The sequence below is a fragment of the Roseibium sp. MMSF_3412 genome, assembly GCF_030733265.1.
GTDB lineage: Bacteria > Pseudomonadota > Alphaproteobacteria > Rhizobiales > Stappiaceae > Roseibium.
In genome coordinates, this window is record NZ_JASHJI010000012.1 from 144,680 (window position 1) to 160,424 (window position 15,745).

The 15,745-nt window shown below is 59.7% G+C and carries 17 protein-coding genes; 3 read left to right on the forward strand and 14 right to left on the reverse strand.

Annotation, left to right across the window (positions count from 1 at the left end):
- Window positions 1–105 precede the first annotated feature (105 nt).
- The 7 genes from RBB49_RS19965 to RBB49_RS19995 all read right to left on the reverse strand — a co-directional run bounded on the left by RBB49_RS19965 (window position 106) and on the right by RBB49_RS19995 (window position 8,113).
- On the reverse strand, window positions 106–1,137 hold the full coding sequence (locus tag RBB49_RS19965) for a LacI family DNA-binding transcriptional regulator (protein ID WP_306144649.1): 1,032 nt from the start codon (window positions 1,135–1,137) through the stop codon (window positions 106–108).
- A gap of 140 nt (window positions 1,138–1,277) precedes the next feature.
- Entirely contained in the window at window positions 1,278–2,414 is a 1,137-nt protein-coding gene (locus RBB49_RS19970; protein ID WP_306144650.1) for a substrate-binding domain-containing protein, read from the reverse strand.
- Window positions 2,415–2,454: 40 nt separating this feature from the next.
- Complete coding sequence (locus tag RBB49_RS19975) at window positions 2,455–3,582, reverse strand: ABC transporter permease (protein WP_306144651.1); 1,128 nt, start codon at window positions 3,580–3,582, stop codon at window positions 2,455–2,457.
- 10 nt (window positions 3,583–3,592) lie between these two features.
- Entirely contained in the window at window positions 3,593–4,366 is a 774-nt protein-coding gene (locus tag RBB49_RS19980) for an ATP-binding cassette domain-containing protein (protein ID WP_306144652.1), read from the reverse strand.
- Between the two features lie 130 nt (window positions 4,367–4,496).
- Complete coding sequence (locus RBB49_RS19985; RefSeq protein WP_306144653.1) at window positions 4,497–5,546, reverse strand: substrate-binding domain-containing protein; 1,050 nt, start codon at window positions 5,544–5,546, stop codon at window positions 4,497–4,499.
- Between the two features lie 23 nt (window positions 5,547–5,569).
- Window positions 5,570–6,592, reverse strand: coding sequence for an ABC transporter permease (locus tag RBB49_RS19990; RefSeq protein WP_306144654.1), 1,023 nt, complete (start codon window positions 6,590–6,592; stop codon window positions 5,570–5,572).
- A 12-nt stretch (window positions 6,593–6,604) separates the two neighbouring features.
- Window positions 6,605–8,113 (reverse strand): sugar ABC transporter ATP-binding protein, encoded by a 1,509-nt coding sequence (locus RBB49_RS19995; protein ID WP_306144655.1) that lies wholly within the window; start codon window positions 8,111–8,113, stop codon window positions 6,605–6,607.
- Between the two features lie 172 nt (window positions 8,114–8,285).
- On the opposite strand from RBB49_RS19995, the gene RBB49_RS20000 reads away from it, so the two are divergent.
- The gene (locus RBB49_RS20000) at window positions 8,286–9,275 is read left to right on the forward strand and encodes a LacI family DNA-binding transcriptional regulator (RefSeq protein WP_306144675.1); all 990 of its coding nucleotides are present in this window, start codon (window positions 8,286–8,288) and stop codon (window positions 9,273–9,275) included.
- 20 nt (window positions 9,276–9,295) lie between these two features.
- Here RBB49_RS20000 and RBB49_RS20005 read toward each other — a convergent pair whose 3' ends face one another.
- The 5 genes from RBB49_RS20005 to RBB49_RS20025 form a co-directional block, all read right to left on the reverse strand.
- Complete coding sequence (locus RBB49_RS20005; protein WP_306144656.1) at window positions 9,296–10,312, reverse strand: LacI family DNA-binding transcriptional regulator; 1,017 nt, start codon at window positions 10,310–10,312, stop codon at window positions 9,296–9,298.
- 126 nt (window positions 10,313–10,438) lie between these two features.
- Window positions 10,439–10,771 (reverse strand): hypothetical protein, encoded by a 333-nt coding sequence (locus tag RBB49_RS20010; RefSeq protein ID WP_306144657.1) that lies wholly within the window; start codon window positions 10,769–10,771, stop codon window positions 10,439–10,441.
- Entirely contained in the window at window positions 10,768–11,655 is an 888-nt protein-coding gene (locus RBB49_RS20015; protein ID WP_306144658.1) for an NAD(P)-dependent oxidoreductase, read from the reverse strand. The genes RBB49_RS20010 and RBB49_RS20015 overlap by 4 nt, the downstream gene beginning before the upstream one ends.
- Window positions 11,652–12,134 carry a gluconokinase gene (locus RBB49_RS20020; protein WP_306144676.1) on the reverse strand — a complete coding sequence of 161 codons (483 nt, stop codon included), beginning with the start codon at window positions 12,132–12,134 and terminating at the stop codon, window positions 11,652–11,654. Before RBB49_RS20020 ends, RBB49_RS20015 begins: the two co-directional genes overlap by 4 nt.
- Before the next feature lie 17 nt (window positions 12,135–12,151).
- Window positions 12,152–12,919, reverse strand: a complete 768-nt coding sequence (locus RBB49_RS20025) for an SDR family oxidoreductase (protein WP_306144659.1) — start codon at window positions 12,917–12,919, stop codon at window positions 12,152–12,154.
- An 82-nt stretch (window positions 12,920–13,001) separates the two neighbouring features.
- On the opposite strand from RBB49_RS20025, the gene RBB49_RS20030 reads away from it, so the two are divergent.
- Together RBB49_RS20030 and RBB49_RS20035 are read left to right on the forward strand one after the other, a co-directional pair.
- Window positions 13,002–13,949, forward strand: coding sequence for a 2-hydroxyacid dehydrogenase (locus tag RBB49_RS20030; RefSeq protein ID WP_306144660.1), 948 nt, complete (start codon window positions 13,002–13,004; stop codon window positions 13,947–13,949).
- A gap of 7 nt (window positions 13,950–13,956) precedes the next feature.
- Window positions 13,957–14,988 carry an L-idonate 5-dehydrogenase gene (locus RBB49_RS20035; protein ID WP_306144661.1) on the forward strand — a complete coding sequence of 344 codons (1,032 nt, stop codon included), beginning with the start codon at window positions 13,957–13,959 and terminating at the stop codon, window positions 14,986–14,988.
- A 45-nt stretch (window positions 14,989–15,033) separates the two neighbouring features.
- Here the strand turns inward: RBB49_RS20035 and RBB49_RS20040 are convergent, their stop codons facing one another.
- Together RBB49_RS20040 and RBB49_RS20045 are read right to left on the reverse strand one after the other, a co-directional pair.
- Window positions 15,034–15,156: a hypothetical protein gene (locus tag RBB49_RS20040; protein WP_306144662.1), complete on the reverse strand. Its 123-nt coding sequence runs from the start codon at window positions 15,154–15,156 to the stop codon at window positions 15,034–15,036.
- Window positions 15,157–15,310: 154 nt separating this feature from the next.
- A complete protein-coding gene (locus RBB49_RS20045) occupies window positions 15,311–15,721 on the reverse strand; it encodes a heme-binding protein (protein WP_306144663.1) in 411 nt (136 codons plus the stop codon).
- Window positions 15,722–15,745 lie beyond the last annotated feature (24 nt).

The following is a 15,745-nucleotide window of genomic DNA, read 5'->3' on the forward strand; positions in this document are numbered from 1 at the left end:
ACCGGTCACATTTCCAATTTGTTACCGGTCACAGTATCACATATGTTATCGGTAACAAGAGAAATTTTATTAAATTTTCATCTGGATCCGGAACGCGTGCGGCAATCAGGTACTTTCGCGGAATTCAACCTCGGCCGGTACAAGGATCTGCTGTGCGGGAAAGTCTCGGGATGGATCGGGAACGAGAAGCTTTTTCAAAAGCTTGCCGGTTTCACTTCCGATCCGCACCGGATCGACCACAACGGTTGAGAGCTTCGGCACCGCGAAACGCGACACTTCAAAATTTCCGAAGCCGGCGACAGCGATGTCATCCGGAACTCTGTATCCTTCCGAAATCAGACGGCTCTGAACACCGAACGCTGCGATGTCGGACACGCAGAAGACACAATCCGTATCCGGATAGGCCTTGAGTATCTGGCCGGCCGCTTCCGACCCGGCTTCGATCGTCAACGGCGGAATGCCGTACTGGAACATGCGATGTGATGAAAGGCCGGCTTCGCGCATCGCCTTGAGATATCCGTTCCGCCGGGCAGCGCCACGTGTCCAGTCGTCCTGCCCCTCCCCCAGAAAGGCGATCCGCTCATAGCCTGATCCGATGAGCTGTTGCGTCATCTGGCGGGCGGCTTCGAAATTGGAAAATCCCACCGTGTGCTCAATCGGGTTCTCGGGCGTTTCCCAGATCTCGATGACAGGAACATTCGCCTCGCGCATGAGGTCCACGGTCCGCTTGGTGTGACCGTCATAGGACAGCACGATTGCCTCCGGACGGCGCCGAAGCATTGCTTCCAGGATTTCTTCCTCCCGCGCGGCCGAATAGTCGGTATGTCCGAGCAGGATCTGCAAACCGATGTCTTCAAGTTCTTCGGTAAGAGACTGAACGGTCAGGGCAAAGTGAAGGTTGTTCAGTGAAGGAAGCAGCGTTGCGACGAAGCCGGATTTGCGCGTTGTCAGACTGCCTGCCATCTGGTCGGGAACGTAGTTCATCTCCCGAACCACTTTGAGAATATGTTCGCGTGTCTTCAGCGAAACGGGGCTGTCCTTCCGCAACGCCCGCGAAACGGTCATGCGGGACACGCCCGCGGCCCGCGCCACATCGCGCATGGTGACCGGACCCTGTTTTCCGCCGTCCCTTGCCAATTCGATATCCCCGTTCAGAGCCCTGGGCTCAAAAAAGTCGCGCTACCGGCGAGGAGTATACCGGTAGCGCTCCATTTTGCACGTCCGATCAAACCGTTAGGTCAATCCAGGACCAACCAGACGGTAGAACGTGCTGACTTTTATCGCTCAAGCGCACCGACACCGGAAAACCGGAAGGCTTCCGTCTGCAGGGCGTCGAGTTCTTCCGCGCTCATCTGGTCATGAGCAACTGTGATCCGGCCGAGGAAGACCAGCGGCAGTTCCTCCGCCCGGCCTTCAAGGTCCGCCTTGATCGCTTCGGCCGTTGCCGCGCCGACATCATCGCCCATGCGCATCGGGGTCGCATCCAGCTCACCACGGCGGATCGCATCCAGCTCAAGACCGGTGCCGCCCCATCCGGTGGAGAAGACCTCCTTTTCCTTGCCGACCGCGATCTGGGCCTCGACGCTTCCCATCGCCATGGCGGTGTTGGCGTTGTGGATGATCGTGGCTTCCGGATAGGCCTGAAGAATCAGGCTTGTGCCTTCATATCCGCCTTCACGCTGATATTCGCCGTAGTGCTCGTAAGCGACTTTCCAGTCGCCCTTCTCCATGACGCAGTCCTTGAAGTCTCCCGAGCGCTGGTTGTCCGTGATGCCGGGAATGCCCCGGTTCATGGCCATGGTGACGCCGTTGCCGAGCCGCTCAAGCATGTAGTCGCACATGGTCAGGGCACCCGCTGCCGACGAGAAGTCGAACCAGACGTCCGGCTGGTTCTTCAGGTCCTTGAGCGGCGTGTGGAACGCCCAGACATAGGTCTTGAAGTCGTCATTGCCGGCCAGCTTGTCGATGTTGTCGGCCTGGATTGCCAGTTCGGACGGGCCGAAGATGACGTAGTCGTAGATATCGCCATCCTGCAGAACCTGGTTGGCATAGGTCGACTGAAGCGAATGCTCGATCTGGCGGCTGGCAAACTCGGTCGTGTTGAACTCGATCCCCAGCTCTTCAAGCCGCTTTGTCAGCGCAAGATAGTTGCGGGCCCAGAAGTCGGACGTGTCGGCAGACGGGTAGATCAAGGCAATCTCGACCGGCTTGTCCTGTGTTCCGGAAAACTTGACGCCCTCGGATCCGACAACGGCCTGCAGGGCTTCCAGCTTGCCTTCGGCATTCACCTCGCCGGGCACCCAGTAGTCCCTGTCGGCATGACCCGGCAGTTCCTTGAGCGGCAGATTGCCCTGTGCAAGAGCGCTCGTACCGGTCAGCAGCAGGACGCAAAGTGTAGATTTCAGCAGTTTCATCTCAAATTCCTCCCTTTGATGAAGTCCGCGGTATGGGAACTCAGCCGCTGGCAACGGGTGCACCGGCGAGCAGAGTTCCAATCAGAAGAAGAAGTGCAAGTGCTGCGATCAGACCGCCGGACAGGCGCAGCAGCCTGATGCTTTCCGGCGTCTTCAGCGCATCCAGAATGCCCTTGGCGCCATCGCGGTCCTTTTTCTGCAGCCAGGTGTAAAGCGCGACCGAGGACACGATCACCACGCCGGACGCGACCGACTGCCAGAAAAACTCGATCCGGAGCGTCACCAGGGCGTTGATCATCATGGACAGGAGCAGCACCCCTGCGAGCGAGCCGAGCATCGAGGCACGTCCGCCGAAGAGCGACGTCCCGCCGACCACGACAGCCGCGATGACATGAAGGTTGAAATAGGGCGCGGACGTCGCCTGGATGGCGTTGAGCTTGCCGGTCAGCATGACACCGGCCAGCGCCGCGCAGGCCCCCATGAGGACATAGGCATAGATCTTGTAGCGATCGACTGCGATACCGGTCATTTCCGCCGCTTCGGGATTGGACCCGATCGCAACAGTGTAGCGGCCGAAATAGGTCTTCTTCAGGAGCCAGTAGCCGAGGGCCATCGTCAGAAGGCCGATGACAACCGGAACCGGAATGAAGCCCGGGATCTGGCCGCGGCCGATTTCCGTCATGATTTCCGGGAACCGCGCAAGCACCAGCCCCTTTGCGATGACGAGGGCGAAGCCTCTGTAGACAAGGTCCATCGCAAGTGTACCGATCAGGTCTGGAACCTTGAACTTGGTGATCACCAGACCGTTGATCAGGCCGAAGATTGCACCAAGCAGGAGCGCGATGATGATCGCCACAGGCGCGGGAAACCCGTACTGCTTGATCAGAAACGCCATGATGATCGACGTCAGGGCGGCTACGGAGCCGATCGACAGATCGATTCCGCGCTGGGTGATGACGAAGGTCATGGCCATCGCCATCGGCATGTAGAGCGCCGCATCCAGCAGGATCAGATTGAGGTTCGAAAGCCGGAAGTATCGCGCCGGTTCCGCGACACCCATGAACAGGAGAATGGCGAGGATCATCACCATCGGGCCGATGATCGCCAGGAACGGTTCAATCCTCTCGGAAAACCGCGTCGGTCCGTTTGACTGTGCTGCCGTTGTCATCTTTTCCCCCTTATGCCGCTTCTTCCGCGCCCACGATCAGGGCGAGAACGTCCTGCTGCGAGCTTTGCGAAACATGAACGACACCGGCGCATCTGCCGCGCCTTTGAACATGAACCCGATCCGCGACTTCGAAGACATCGTCGAGCGAATGGGAAATCAGGATGACCGCGAGACCCTGCGCCTTGAGAGCCTTGATGAGTTTCAGCGTCCTCGCGGTTTCCTGAGGTCCGAGCGCCGCCGTGGGTTCGTCCATCACGAGGACCCTGAGGCCCTCGTGATAGACCGCTCGCGCAATCGCTACGGCCTGGCGCTGGCCTCCCGACAGGCTTGACGTGGGAACATCGAGCGAGCGAAGCCGGACACCGAGACGCTCGAACAGGACCCGTTCTGTTTCAGACCGCATCCGCTTGTTGTCGAGCACGGTAATGCCCAGAAACGAGCGCGTCAGTTCGTTGCCGAGAAACATGTTCGACGCCGGGTCGAGATGATCGGCGAGCGCAAGCGTCTGGTAGACGGCATCGATACCCTCGTCGATTGCATCCGAATGGCTGTTCATCGTCAGCTTCTTGCCGCCGACGAAGATTTCGCCCTCGGTCGGCTGGTAGACGCCCGTGAGAATTTTGATGAGGGTCGACTTGCCGGCGCCGTTGTCGCCGACAATCGCCAGAACCTCCCCTGCATAGGCATCGAGATCGACTTGTGTCAGCGCGTGCACACCGCCGAAGCGTTTGGAGATGTTGCGCATCGTCACGAGGGGATCGGAATTTTGCTCGCCGGAAGACATGTTTCCACTCTGTGTTTTGGCCAGACCTCTCCTGTCCGCGGAAATCCGCGCCGAAGAGATGTTCTGCTACTCAGTTTCGTTCAGTCATCAGGTCGCCTGGGGCTGCTCCAGGCGACCTGTTTGCGAAGACTTACTTGCCCCAGATCTTGGAGTACGCTTCGCGGTATGGCGTGTCCGGGTCGAACGCGTTGCTGTCGCCCATTTTCTCAAGACCTGTCTGCGTGACCAGCGCCGGAGAGGTGACATAGCCGGAGCACGGTTCACCCTGGACAGCACGATTGAGTTCGTCGACCAACTGCCATCCCTGAAGATTGAGCGGTTCGGCAACCGTGATGGTCTGATATCCGCCGGTGCGGATGCGCTGGAAGGCGGCCTCGGAACCATCTCCCGCGGAACCGGCCTGCGGACCGTCCGCAGCCGAGATCCCGGCGGATGCCAGTGCCGGACCCATGAAATCGAAATAAAGGTCGTTGATCGCCAGCGCGTGTGTCCAGCTGTCACCGTATTTCTGCAGCAGGCTGGTCGTCAGCGGTCCCATGCGGGTCGACGTGTCGGCAATCGGCGTATCGACATACTCAAGCACCGTGCCGCCTGCAGCCTCGACCGTTTCCTTAAGGCGGTCGGCCTTGTCGATGGCGATCTGGTAGGTGGAATCGGTGAAAATGATGACGCCGATATCCTTGCCGCCGTCTTCGATCGCCCAGTTTGCGGCGACCTCGGAAACCGTCATCGCGTCGGTCGAAATGTTGGCGAAAATGCCGCCCGGGGCATCACACCCGATTTTCGGGCCGGAATGCCAGGCAACCATGGGGATGCTTGCCGCGGCAACGCCTTCCAGCGCCGCCTGTTGTTCCACGGCATCGAACCCGTTGATGACGATCCCGTCGGGCTGCAGGGCAAGCGCCTGTCCGATGGCGGCCGTGCGGCCCTGGATGGAGCCGGCACCGTCAAGAACCCTGACGTCCCAGCCGATCTTTGCCGCAGCTTCCTCAACCCCATTGGTCACACCAAGGATGCCGCCATTCTTCAGATCGGCTGCGACAACGACGACGGTCTTGCCGTCGGCTGCTGCCGGTCCGGATGTCGGGCCGTCCCAGGCGGTCTCGGCGAAGGCCGGCCAGCCAAGGCCTGCAAGCATGGTTGTCGCCAGGACTGTCTTCAGAAAATCGCGTTTTTGCATAGTTTCCTCCCTTTGCAAAAAATCTACTTTTTCGCTGCACCTTTCCGGCGCTGCGCATAGCCTGCGATGCCGATTGCGATGAGCAACGTGACACCGTTGAAGAGTGGTTCGACCCAGAAAGAGCCGCCGAATTGCTGGATGCCGGAGATCCCGACGGCCAGGATCGCGACACCGACGACCGTGCCCCAGACATTGACGCGGCCGGGTTTGATTGTCGTCGACCCGAGAAACGCGCCGACCAGCGCAGGCAGCAGGAATTCAAGTCCGACGCTTGCCTGACCGATCCTGAGCTTGGAGGCGAGCAGGACGCCAGCCAGCGCGGTCATCGTGCCGGAAGCCATGAAGGCGCCGATCACATATTTGCGCGTCGGAATACCGTTGAGCTGGGCTGCGCGCTGGTTCGCGCCGATGGCGTAAAGATAGCGGCCAACCGGCGTGTATTCGAGGATCAGCCACATGCACACGGTGATCGCGATCAGGTAGTAGCCGGTGATCGGCAGGCCGAACACGAATGTCGTGCTCAAGGCATAGAACCCGTCCGGCAGAACGCCGACCATCTGGCGGCCGCCGGTATGCCAGAGCGCGATCGCGTAGAGCACCGTACCGGTTCCCAGCGTCGCGATGAAACTGTCGATCTTGGCCACCTCGACGAGAAGACCGTTGAAGAAGCCGGTCATGGCTCCGAGCATCAGCACGATGACCACGGCCATAGGCCACGGAATACCCAGCAGGGTCTGCAGGCTGATCGCGAGAATGTGCCAGAGAACGATGCCGTAGCCGACGGTCAGGTCGATGCGGCCGGCAGCCATCGGAATCATTGCCCCGAGCGAAAGCAGAGCGATGATGGCCTTGTCGGAAATGAGCGCTCTCAGGTTCAGCAGCGTCGGAAACGTTTTCGGCAACAGCACCGAGAACAGAAGGATGAGCAACAGCGTCAGGATCACCAGACCATAGACGGGCAGAAAACGCAGCAGCTTGCCGCGGATCGAAAGACCTTCGATTTCCGACTTGGTTGGTTCCAGAGCATTGGATTCAAGTGACTGCATTTATCTAGTTCCTCAAGCAGCAGCGACGTTACTGGCCGACGCGGCCTGGATAAGGTTCTCGGTCGAGAGTTTGGTTCCTGCCAACTCGCCGACAATTTTTCCCTGACTGAACACGATTGCCCTGTGGCAGATCGTTGCGACTTCCTCGAAGTCGGTCGACACCAGCAAGATGCCGACCCCCTCAAGAAGCGCCTTGTTCAAAAGAGCGTAGATTTCCGCCTTCGCGCCGACATCGACACCGGCGGTCGGATCTTCGCAGATCAGAAGCTTCCGTTTGGTCGCCAGCCAGCGGGCAATCACCACTTTCTGCTGGTTGCCGCCCGAAAGGGCTTCGATCGCCATGGTCTGGTCATTCGGGCTGAGAGCGACCTCACGGCCGATCTCCTCGGCCATCCGTGTTTCCTCCCCCGGTGACAGGATCGAGAACAGGCCGCGCCCGGTCGCCTCGGGATTGAGAAAGGTGTTTTCGCGGATCGTCAGCGGCATCGCGACAGATTCTTCCGTGCGGTCACGCGCAACAAGCCCGACGCCTGAATCAAGCGCCGTCTTCGGCGAACGCAGATCGGGTTTCCCGATCCCCGCAAGGTCGATATCGCCCGCATGTTCCCCGAGACCGTAAAGCGCACGGGCGACTTCCTCGTGCCCTGCGCCGCGCAGGCCGACCAGACCGACAAGTTCGTTGCGGTGAAGCGTGAAATCGACCGGGCCTGTCGAGCGGGTCTTCAGATCCCGGACCGTCAGAACCGGCTCGCCCTTTGCCTCGTTCAGCTTGCTCACCTGCCGGGTCTTGCGCCCGACAATCATGTGCACGAGTTCTTCGGTCGTCGTGTGCTGGATAGCCCGCACGCCGACCAGTTCGCCATCACGCAGCACCGCGACTCGGTCCGCGATCTGGAAGATTTCATCCAGCCGGTGAGAAACGTAGATCATGCCGACGCCGCGATCGCGCAGCGGACGAAGCGCCTCAAACAGCCGCGCGACCTCGTCGGTCGGCAGCGATGCTGTCGGCTCGTCGAGGACCAGAAAATCACAGTCGACGGCAAGCGCGCGCGCAATCGCAACAAGCGACTTCTCGGTACGCGAAAGGTCCTGAACCCGCGTTGTCGGACAGAAATCGCAGCCCACCTTGGCAAGCGCTTCAGCGGCAAAGGCCTCCGCGTCATTCCACTTGATGAGCCCGAAATTTTTCGAAAAGCCCAGAGCAAGCGCCATGTTCTCTGCAACAGTCATCCATTCGATCATGCCGAGATCCTGGTGGATGAACGCCACAGCCTGACGCTGCCCGAAACCGCCGGGCCGGTGCTCATAAGGTTCGCCGTTTATCAGGACACGGCCGGCATCCGGCTTGTGGATGCCGCCCAGAATTTTGATGAGGGTGGATTTGCCCGCGCCGTTCTCACCCAGAAGCGCGACAATCTCGCCCCGATCGATCGAGAGCGAAACATCGCGAACGGCATAGGTGCCGCCAAAGTGTTTCTGAATGCCGTCAAAGAAGAGACGGTTTTTCAAACTGCCTGGCACTGGTTTCCTCCCGACCGCCACCTGGCCTCACATGTCCGCCTTGTTGTGCTGACGGAGTTGAGTTACCGGTAACGTAGGACTATCATCCGCCTGTCACATATCGAAGTCAATAAAAAAGTTATCGATAACGTAAAAATTAACGAGATCTGAAATCGCAAGCAAAACCAACAAGATAAGCCTATCTGAGGTCGCCAAGGCGGCTGGCGTCTCAAAAATGACCGCCAGCCGGGTCCTGCGCGAGGAAGGCGGCTATTCGGAAAAGACCCGGGTCAAGGTCATGGCCGAAGTGGAGCGCTTGGGATACCTGCCCAACCGGATCGCGACGGTCTTTGCCGGCGACAAAAGCACGACATTTGTCGGCGTCAGTATTCCCGATCTTGGCAACGAGGTTTTCACCCATGTTCTGGAGGGGATCGACCGCAAACTCGTCAGCTTCAATCACCAGACGGTTCTCGGCATGACACAGCATGAATTGGGTGAGGAAGAGAACTGGATTGAGACCGTGCTGTCCTGGAAACCGGCCGGCCTGATCCTGACCGGGCGGGCGCATACGCCCCGCGCCGTGCAGCTCCTGCAAGGAGCAAACATTCCGCTGGTCGAGATCTGGGACCTGAATTCGAGCCCGATCGACATGAGCGTCGGGCTGAACCATTTCGACAGCGGCTATGACATGGGCCGCTTTCTCCTGTCAAAAGGCTATGCGCGCTTCGGTTATGTCGGCACGTCCCACGACGCGGCAAATGCCGCGACATCCCGGTTGAACGGCTATGCAAAAGCCATTGAGGACGGCGGCGGAAAACTCACCCGGCAACTCTGCCTGAACGATATTCCCGGCTTCTATCCGGGATTTTACGGCACGGAACAGCTGCTCTCCTCCGACCCGAATGTCGAAGTCATATTTTTTCAGAACGACAATATGGCGATCGGTGCGGTTCACTTCTGCCAGGCCCAGAACATCCGCATCCCGCAGGATATCGGCATTGCCGGCTGGGGAGAACTGCCGATTGCCTCGGTCCTGCCGTATCGTCTGACCACGGTGCAGGTGAACCATCTGCGTATCGGGCAGCTCGCTGCGGAAAACCTGCTTCTGAAGATATCGGGAGACACGGCCAAGGCCGTCAGCGATGTCGGCTTCAGGCTTGTTCCCGGCGACACGGTCTGACGGACTTTGTTACAGACAGCTCAGGCGCTGGATTCGCCAATGCTCAACTGCGGATCTATGCCGATCTGGACCGGGGCTCCGTCGCCGCCCCCCTCGCCTCTGAGCAAGGTCCGGATCAATTCTCCGGTCCTGCGGCCGATTTCCTCCGGATGCGGATTGACCGTCGTCAGGGTGGGCACGCAAATGGATGAAATATCGTAGGCTCCGAAGCCCGCAACAGCGACATCTTCCGGCACCCTCACGCCTTTGCGGGCGCATTCGGTGAGAGCGCCGAACGCCGACAGGTCCGAAACGCAAATGACAGCCTGCGTGTCGGGGTGCTTCTTCAGCAACAGCGACATTGCGTCCGCGCCTTCGCGCATCGAAATCGGAGGATCGCCTGCACCGATCAGCCGGTCGGCAGCCAGCGACCGGTCTTCCATGGCCCGGATGAAGCCGCGTCTGCGATCAGCGCCGCGGGTATCCCCGTCCGTGTCGCCGCCGATAAACGCGATCCGTTCGCGTCCGCTTGCGACCAGGTGTCCGACCAGATCGTGCATCGTCGCGGCATTGGAAAATCCGACCACGTGACCGATCGGGTCTTCCGGCAGATCCCAGGTCTCGATCACCGGGATATTGGCGCGGTCGAGCAGACGGCGCGTGCGCTCGGTATGCCGTCCCCCTGTCAGCACAATTGCTTCAGGCCGCCGCCGCAGGAATTGCTCAACGATAACCTCTTCTTCCTGAATGTCGTAGTTGCTGTAGCCCAGAAGGACCTGCAGATCCGCCGCCTTCAGAACTTCCGACATCGCACCGACCGTGTCGGCGAAGTTGGCATTGTTGATGGAGGGAATGGCCACGGCAACGAAGCCGGTTCTTTGCGAACGAAACGTTGCCGCGTTGCTGTCGAAGACATATCCGAGGTCTTCGGCAATCTTGAGGATCCGCTTTCTGGTCTCTTCACCCACGGAAGCATGCTGCTTGAAAGCGCGGCTGACCGTCATCACGGACACACCCGCCTGTTGCGCAACATCCTTCATCGTTACAGCGCGCTGCATTCATCCCTCACACGATTCTTGTTGCCCCAAAATACGCAAAACGGGCCCGACGCTGCAATCGCAGCGAAGGACCCGCATGGGAGACACACAGGATTTGGAGTTGCCGGCATGATGCCCGTTCCATGTCTATCCGGTGTATTCGTTCGCCTCGGTCACATGGTGATGAATGCGACCATCGAAGAATTCGGAGACGATTTCACCCGTCACTTCCCGCGACTGGTTCCTGGCATCGCTCTCAAGCGCGCCAGCCATGGTTTCCTTGTCCGGATAGGTGATGGCCAGGATGAGCGGGAACTCCGGAGCGCCCTCGTCCCTGTCTTCGCCGAACATGACCCTGACATCGCTGTTTCCGGGAAACTGACGCCAGAGCGGCACAAGCCGTTCGGTAACGGCAGCCCGGAATTCGGGCGTCTTGCCGGATTTGACACTGCCTTCAAACAAGGCGAACCGTGTGATCATTTGAATTGCTCCTTGTCGGGTCCCTTGAAAAACTCCATCAGCGCCGCCTCGTCTTCGCCACCAAGTCCGGCCGCCGTCAGCATTCTGTGGATTTCCGCGCAAAGCGACGTCAGCGGCATGGCGGTATTGTTCACGCGCGCAAGATCAAGCGCGCCGTTGAGATCCTTGACCATGTTGTCGATCCTGCCTGTGCGGCGGTAATCGCGTTCCACGTAGCGCGGCATATATTCCTGAAGCAGAGCGCTATCGGCGCGCCCGCCCTTGAGCGCCGTCGGGATCTTGGCGGCATCGACACCGGAATCCAGTGCGAGTTGAGTCGCTTCGGCAACCGCAAGAAAGTTCAGCCCGCACAGCACCTGGTTGATCAGCTTGGTCGTCTGACCGGCACCGGAGGGGCCCATATGCGTATAATTCGAGCTGACGTGCCTGAGCACCTTGTGGGCGTCGACAACATCCTTTTCAAGGCCACCCGCCATCAGCGTCAATTCACCGATCAACGCCTTCGGAGCGCCACCGGACAGGGGACTGTCCACCCAGCGAATGCCGCTGGCCGTCGCCTTTTCGGCGAGGGCCCTGGTTGCTTCAGGATCAATCGACGACATGTCGATCACCAGCGTGCCGTCCTTTGCACCTGCAGCAACACCGTTGTCGCCGAAGACGGCAATATCCACGATCCGCGCCGAATTGAGGCTCGTGATGACAAAGTCGGACTGCCAGGCCGCGTCGGCTGCAGACAAGGCGGCGACCGCTCCTTTTGCCACAAGCGCATCGACCTTCTCCTTGTCGAGATCGAAGACGCACAACCTGTTGCCGGTTTCCAGAAGACGCGTTCCAATGGCACCACCCATGGCGCCCGCGCCTATCAAGGCGACGTTTTCACTCATTTTGCTTCCCTTTGAAGTTCCAGAAGAAGCTCCTCGACCACCGCGTCGGGAGACTGATCAATCGACGCCTTGACCGTCAGTTCATCGGCCTCCGGCGGCTCCAGCGTCGCAAGCTGGCTGTCGAGAAGCGCGACCGGCATGAAGTGCCCGTCGCGATGCTTCATGCGTTCGCTCAAGACCTCGCGTGTGCCTTCCAGATACAAAAAGGTGACCGGTTTTCCGGCACTGGCGCGGATACGCTCGCGGTAAATTCGCTTGAGCGCCGAACACGCAATCACCATCGGCCCGGTTGCCTCAGCCAACTGGCCACCCACCTTGTCCAGCCAGGGTTCCCGGTCGGCGTCGTTCAGCGGCTCCCCGCGGCTCATTTTTTCAATGTTTTCCGCGGGATGAAGATCGTCGCCATCGAAAAACGAAGCCCCTGCCGCGGTGGCGAATGCCTGTCCGATCTTGCTCTTACCGCACCCGGACACACCCATGATCACGTAGGCTGCCGTCACAGCGACACCGAGATGCCACCGTCGACAAAGACCGTGGTTCCATTGACGAAAGACGACGCATCCGAGGACAGGAAGATGCAGGTTCCGACAAGTTCCTCAACCTTGCCCCACCGGCCGGCCGGTGTCCGTTTTTCCAGCCAGGCGCTGAATTCCGGATCGTTGACGAGGGCCGCGTTGAGCGGGGTATCGAAGTATCCCGGAGCCAGGCCGTTGCACTGCAGGCCGTATTTGGCCCAGTCGGTCGCCATACCCTTGGTCAGGTTCGCAACGGCGCCTTTGGTCATCGTATAGGGCGCAATGCCGGGACGTGCGAGCGCGGTCTGGACGGAACAGATATTGACGATCTTTCCCTGTCCGCGCTTGATCATGTGCCGCGCGGCGGCCTGCCCGACGTTGAAAACGGAGGCAATATTCGTCTGCAACAGCCGCTCGAACGCATCCGCCGGAAAGTCCTCAAGCGGTGTCCGGTGCTGCATTCCCGCGTTGTTCACAAGAATATCGATAGCGCCCGTACCCGCCTCGAAATCGTCAACCGCCTTCCTTGCAGCGTCGTGATCGGTCACATCGAAGGCAAGCGCGGTGACCTTGAAACCCTCCGATTTCAGCGTTTCGGCCGCCGTTGCCAGCTTTGCGCCGTCGCGCCCGTTCAGGACGATTTCCGCACCGGCCTGCGCCATGCCGCGGGCGAGTGCAAATCCGATCCCCTGGGACGATCCGGTGATCAATGCCCGTTTGCCGGACAGGTCGAACAAGGCGAGACTCATCTGAATTCCTCTACAGAAACAATTGACACTTTCTTTTGTTATGTTATCGATAACATAACTTGTCAACCCGAGAGTAGCCAAAATGAGCAAGCCAGACATTCTTCAGGTCGGCCCCTATCCCGACTGGGATCAGATCCCGCTGGAAGACGCTTTCAACATGCACAAATATTTTGAGGCATCCGATACTTCCGCCTTCCTTCAAAGCGTCGGTGGTTCCATCAGGGGGATCGCGACACGGGGTGAGCTTGGGGCAGACCGTGCCATGATCGAGGCCTGCCCGAACCTTGAAGTCGTTTCCGTCTACGGTGTCGGCTACGACGCCGTGGATCTTGAGGCTTGCAGGGAAAAAGGCATCCGCGTCACCAACACGCCCGATGTCCTGACCAACGATGTCGCCGACCTCGGCGTCGCGATGATGCTCGTTCAGTCGCGCGGCATGATCAGCGCGGAAACCTGGGTGCGCGACGGCAGCTGGCAGCAAAAGGGTCTCTATCCCCTGAAAAGCAGGGTCTGGGGCAAGCGCGCCGGTGTCCTCGGCCTCGGGCGCATCGGTTTCGAGGTCGCCAAACGGCTCGCCGGCTTCGATCTCGATATCGCCTATTCCGACATTTCCGCAAAGGACTACGCACCGGACTGGACCTTCATCGCAGATCCGGTTGAACTCGCGCAGAGATCGGATTTCCTGTTCGTGACCCTGGCAGCGTCCGCGCAGACGCGGCACATCGTCAACCGCGACGTGATCGAGGCCGTTGGCCCCGAAGGCATGATCATCAATATCAGCCGGGCGTCCAACATTGACGAAGCTGCGCTGCTGGACGCGCTGGAAAGCAAGAGCCTCGGCTCGGCGGCGCTGGACGTCTTCGAGGGCGAACCGGCGCTCAATCCGCGTTTTCTTGAACTGGACAACGTGCTTGTGCAGCCGCACCACGCGTCCGGAACATTTGAGACGCGCAAGGCCATGGGCAAACTGGTCCGTGACAATCTCAAGGCACATTTTGCAGGCCAGGACCTGCTCACCCCGGTTCTGTGAGGCAGGCATGAAAGCGATCGTCATTCACGGGGAAAAAGACCTGCGGATCGAAGAGCAGGAAGAACAGCAGCCCGGTTCCGGCGAAGTTCAGATCAGGCTGGCGGCCGGCGGCATATGCGGCTCGGATCTTCACTACTACAATCACGGCGGTTTCGGCCCGATACGCCTCAAGGAGCCGATGGTTCTGGGCCACGAGGTGTCCGGCCACATCACCGCGCTTGGGGACGGTGTCACGGGATTGTCGGTCGGCCAGCTCGTCGCCGTATCTCCGTCAAGACCCTGCGGCAATTGCCGTTTCTGCAATGAGGGCCGACACAACCAGTGCCTTGACATGCGGTTTTACGGCAGCGCCATGCCCTTCCCCCATATCCAGGGCGCATTCCGCCAGGTGTTGGTGGCCGATGCTGCGCAATGCGCACCCGCAGACGGTCTGACCTCTGGTGAAGCGGCCATGGCCGAGCCTCTCTCTGTCTGTCTGCACGCGGTCCGTCAGGCCGGGGACATGATGGGCAAATCGGTGCTGGTGACGGGCTGCGGCCCCATTGGCATCCTCTGCATTCTGGCCGCCCGCAGGGCGGGCGCGGATCTTGTCGTCGCAACGGATCTCAGCCCATTCACACTGGAAATGGCCAGGACGGCCGGTGCGGATCTGACCATCAACATGGCCGAGAATTCCAACGGCCTTGACCGCTTCACACCGGACAAGGGCACCTTTGAGGTGCTGTTCGAATGCTCCGGTGCCGCCCCTGCTCTTGCGGCGGGTATTGCCGCCATGCGTCCGGGCGGCAAGATCGTCCAGCTTGGCCTGGGTGGCGACATGAGCCTGCCCATGATGGCGATCACTGCAAAGGAGCTCGAACTGAAGGGCTCGTTCCGCTTTCACGAGGAGTTCTTCACCGCTGTCAGCCTGATGCAGAAAGGCCTGATCGACGTGAAACCCTTCATCACGCAAACCTTGCCACTTGAAGAAGCCGCTGCCGCGTTTGAGCTGGCCAGCGACAGAAGCCGGGCAGTCAAGGCCCAGATTGCGTTCGCCTGACGGGTGCCCGCTTGAACACCATCAGGGCTTCGCGCCGGACCTTCTCTAGGTGATGGCCTCATAAACGAGACTGAAATGGCATGCGAAATGGCGAAATCCCTTCAGGAAGGGTGTGCGGAGCGGGCTTCCTGCCCGGTCAAGCACGCTGACGCGACGGGATGAAGCCATTTCCATGTCGTTCGGATTTGACCGGCTTGCGCCTCCTCCGCGTTGCGAAAAGCTTGAAAATGCGCCACTTTTCCTGCGCTTCCGCTCCTTGACGAGAAGCAAGCCACCTCAAACCAGTTCGGCCTCATTTATGAGTCCATCACCTAGCCCAGCGCTAAGCTCCGATGGCAGCCAGTCCGGCCTTTGCAACCTCGATATCCTGTTCGCCTGATCCGGACCCGACACCAATACCGCCCAAAAGGACGCCATCAAGCCGGATGGGCAGTCCACCGGGCAGTCCGGTGACCTTTCCTTCAGTTGCAAGTCCGATGGCGGTGCGCACGCTTTCCGGAATGTTGGTTGTTTCTCCGCCAATCGAGGCTGCAGTAAGCGCTTTGGCAAGCGCGCTTTTCCGGCTCAAGAACTTTGCCCCCGTCATCCGGACCTCCGCCAGCACTTCGCCATTGGCATCCACGATAACGATGCACTGGGGCTGCCCCATCGCTTCGGCCTTTGCCACTGCCGACGTCAAGACTGCCAACGCTCCTTGATGCGTCAACACTTTCGTTTCCCGGACAAAGCTCATGTCAACTCCTGATCAATCGATTTT